Annotated in this window: 6 protein-coding genes; all 6 read right to left on the reverse strand. The window is 41.4% G+C overall.

What is annotated here, in order from left to right:
* Positions 1-79: 79 nt before the first annotated feature.
* Positions 80-1,105, reverse strand: coding sequence for a 3-dehydroquinate synthase (gene aroB / locus AC075J_RS03305; protein WP_476389987.1), 1,026 nt, complete (start codon positions 1,103-1,105; stop codon positions 80-82).
* A 27-nt stretch (positions 1,106-1,132) separates the two neighbouring features.
* Positions 1,133-1,315, reverse strand: a complete 183-nt coding sequence (locus AC075J_RS03310; RefSeq protein ID WP_476389988.1) for a S4 domain-containing protein — start codon at positions 1,313-1,315, stop codon at positions 1,133-1,135.
* Positions 1,299-1,847 (reverse strand): YlmH/Sll1252 family protein, encoded by a 549-nt coding sequence (locus AC075J_RS03315; protein WP_476389989.1) that lies wholly within the window; start codon positions 1,845-1,847, stop codon positions 1,299-1,301. The genes AC075J_RS03310 and AC075J_RS03315 overlap by 17 nt, the downstream gene beginning before the upstream one ends.
* Positions 1,795-2,178 carry a cell division protein SepF gene (locus AC075J_RS03320; protein ID WP_476389990.1) on the reverse strand — a complete coding sequence of 128 codons (384 nt, stop codon included), beginning with the start codon at positions 2,176-2,178 and terminating at the stop codon, positions 1,795-1,797. The genes AC075J_RS03315 and AC075J_RS03320 overlap by 53 nt, the downstream gene beginning before the upstream one ends.
* A 174-nt stretch (positions 2,179-2,352) precedes the next feature.
* Positions 2,353-2,556 carry a hypothetical protein gene (locus AC075J_RS03325; protein WP_476389991.1) on the reverse strand — a complete coding sequence of 68 codons (204 nt, stop codon included), beginning with the start codon at positions 2,554-2,556 and terminating at the stop codon, positions 2,353-2,355.
* A gap of 19 nt (positions 2,557-2,575) precedes the next feature.
* A partial coding sequence (locus tag AC075J_RS03330) for an alanine racemase (RefSeq protein WP_476389992.1) occupies positions 2,576-2,871 on the reverse strand: 296 nt, incomplete at its 5' end.

Consider the following 2,871-nt stretch of genomic DNA (forward strand, 5'->3'; position numbering starts at 1 on the left):
AGGAAACAGCTGTCATATCAGAATCTCCCGGATTGCCTGGAGCAGTTCCTCATCTGTGACAGTTTTGTCTATAAAACTTTTACCAATCCTGTCGCATAAGGATAAATTTAATATGACCGGCTTCCATTTTTTTGTCTTTTTTTGTTGCTGCCAGGACATCCCCGGCATTCAGTGAATCAACAGAAAGAGGAAGATTATAAGAATGGCACCCTTTTCTGATCTCTTCGTATTCTTCTTCTGTTAATAATCCTCTCTGCATGGAAAGATAAGCGGCAGCGATCAGACCGACTCCAACACACTGTCCATGAAGCAGCTGAAAGTTTTTCATTTTTTCGACTGCATGTCCGACTGTGTGACCAAGATTTAAAAGTGCACGTTCTCCCTGCTCCTTCGGATCACGCTCTACCACACCTGCCTTGATCTCGCAGCATCTGCGGATCATTCTGGAAAGCATACTCAAATCCAATTTACTGATCTCAGGCTGATTCTTACATACAAAACGGAAGAACTCTTCATCGCAGATCAGTCCTGTCTTAAGAATTTCACCCATTCCACAGGTGAATTCCCGATTCGGAAGAGACTGCAGGGTACTCATATTCATATATACAAGGCGGGGCTGATGGAAAGCTCCTACCATGTTTTTGTACTGAAGGAAGTCAACACCTGTTTTACCTCCTACGCTGCTGTCAACCTGTGCCAGAAGCGTAGTAGGAACCTGGATAAAATCAATCCCTCTCAGGTAAGTGGAAGCTCCGAAACCTGTCAGATCACCTACAACACCGCCACCCAGCGCAACCAGCAGACCTTTTCTGTCCATTTCATTCTCAATCAAAGTTTTATATAATTCCTGTACTGTATTCAGGTTTTTGTTCTTTTCACCAGCTTCAAATACAAAAGAGAATATTTCAGAGGAAATTTCCTGAAGAGCTGATTTAACTGCCTCATGATAAAGAGGTGCAACATGACTGTCTGTCACAATACAGATTTTCCGGTTTTCAAGTCCTTCTTCTCTGATCGCACCGGCAAGATCCTGAAAGTCATTTTTTAAATAAATAGGATAATGGAAATCTCCTTCCCGTTTTACAAGTAATTTTTGTTCTGCCATTTTCCTGTTCTCCTTTTATTACAAAATTTATACATAGCGCATAATACGCACACTGCAGCGTCCTTTTTTTGTCTGGTGAGAAACACCGTCAAAAATGAACCGTCCTTTCCCACGTACAGATATAATGTCACCATCTTTCGGCTCATATCCGTTGCTGGTGATCAGTTTTCCGTTGACAAAAACCTGCCCGCCTTCAATATAAGATACCATACTGCTTCTGCGATGTCTTAAAAGCAAGCGAGATCAATGAATCCAGACGTACCGAAGCGCAGGTACCGCTGACAGATTCAAGGACAGGGCGTGGAAATTCATCAAAATCCTCCACTTTTGTGATCAGAATATTGGTATGACGGACCCGGCACAGATTTTCAAGAAAGAATTCCGTCATTTTGTTCTGGCAGAAAAACCAGGCAGCTTTTTTCTGAACAACAATATCACCGATCACACTTCTGTCTACTCCAAGATTGAGAAGTGCACCAAGATAATCACGATGAGAAAGCTCTTCAGAGAATTTAAGAGCCTTTGGTTCAATCCTCAGACAGTCGATGGGATATTCCCATGTAAAAGCAAGAGCATCAGGATGAAATGCAACCATCTGACGCTCCGCATTCTCATAGCCTCCGGACGTCTCCATAACAATCTGGGGAAACTGATGTTTCAGGCTACTGACTATATTCTGTTCATTTAAATTAAGAAAATCCGAAAATGTAACGATATCTCTCTGCCAGGAGAGATTTGCCATTTCCCGCGATTCTCTTAAGAAAAAATTCCTGTCTTTTTCCATCCTGGATCAAATATCCTGCTCTTACAGACGGAGCAGAGCCTCCCAGAGTATTCTGAAGGTCACCGGTAATATCTACATTGTACGGTCCAAGTACAAAGATATAGCTGGATACTTTCTGAAGGCTGCCGCCTAAAGAATAGCATGCAATCGGACGTGAAATCGATGATCCTCTGTGCCAGTTCCACATCAATTCCTCCAGATTCAAAATAACAGTAGAATTATCTACTAAAGTGTCAGCAATCTCACGCGTATCTTCCATAGAAGAAGGTTTGATCACACAGACTTCCATATTTGGGGCTCTTATTTGATTTGCGGCTGCTTCTCATTGGAGTAATCTTGGAAGATGCTACAGGACGTGTCTGGCGTTCGGCGCGTTCCTGTTTAACCGTAACCTTAGACGGAGCCGAAGCGGTCTGTTTTGGAGCAGATGCCTGTTTAGGAGCTGTCTTTACTGCTTTCTCTTCTACATCATCGAAGTCATCATTATCGTCGGATTCTTTTTTCTTAGAGAATTTATCAAAAAATTTCTTCTTTGGTTTCTCATCGAAATCGTCATCGAGAAGTCATCATCTTCTTCCTCATCTAACAGATCATCATCTAAGAATCCATCATCATCGTAATCATCGTTTAATTTGATGGCATCTAAAAATTTATCTAAAACGCCCATTTTAATCTCCAATCTTATTTTAATCTTCTTTTATTGAGTAATCTCTTTCGCCAAAGATACCCGTTCCCACGCGCACCATAGTGGCCCCTTCCTCGACTGCGACCTGATAATCATTTGTCATTCCCATACTCAGGACGCTCATATTAACATTATTAATGTTTTTGGCCGCAATGTCAACACTTAATTTCTTTAATTTTTGAAAAACTTCTCTGTTTTCTTCAGGATTTGCTACAAATGGTGCAATTGTCATAAGTCCTTTTACCTGAAGATGCTCATAAGAAGAAATTTCTTCCAGAAATGGTAGATACCTCTTCG

It is taken from the genome of Blautia sp. ZXY-1-C6, from assembly GCF_056339875.1.

Bases quoted from the DNA above. Each gene is read 5' to 3' on its own strand.
- AC075J_RS03325 (WP_476389991.1), bottom strand. From the start codon at position 2,556: ATGGGCGTTTTAGATAAATTTTTAGATGCCATCAAATTAAACGATGAT.
- AC075J_RS03310 (WP_476389988.1), bottom strand. From the start codon at position 1,315: ATGGTATCTTATATTGAAGGCGGGCAGGTTTTTGTCAACGGAAAACTG.
- aroB (WP_476389987.1), bottom strand. From the start codon at position 1,105: ATGGCAGAACAAAAATTACTTGTAAAACGGGAAGGAGATTTCCATTAT.
- AC075J_RS03315 (WP_476389989.1), bottom strand. From the start codon at position 1,847: ATGGCAAATCTCTCCTGGCAGAGAGATATCGTTACATTTTCGGATTTT.
- AC075J_RS03320 (WP_476389990.1), bottom strand. From the start codon at position 2,178: ATGGAAGTCTGTGTGATCAAACCTTCTTCTATGGAAGATACGCGTGAG.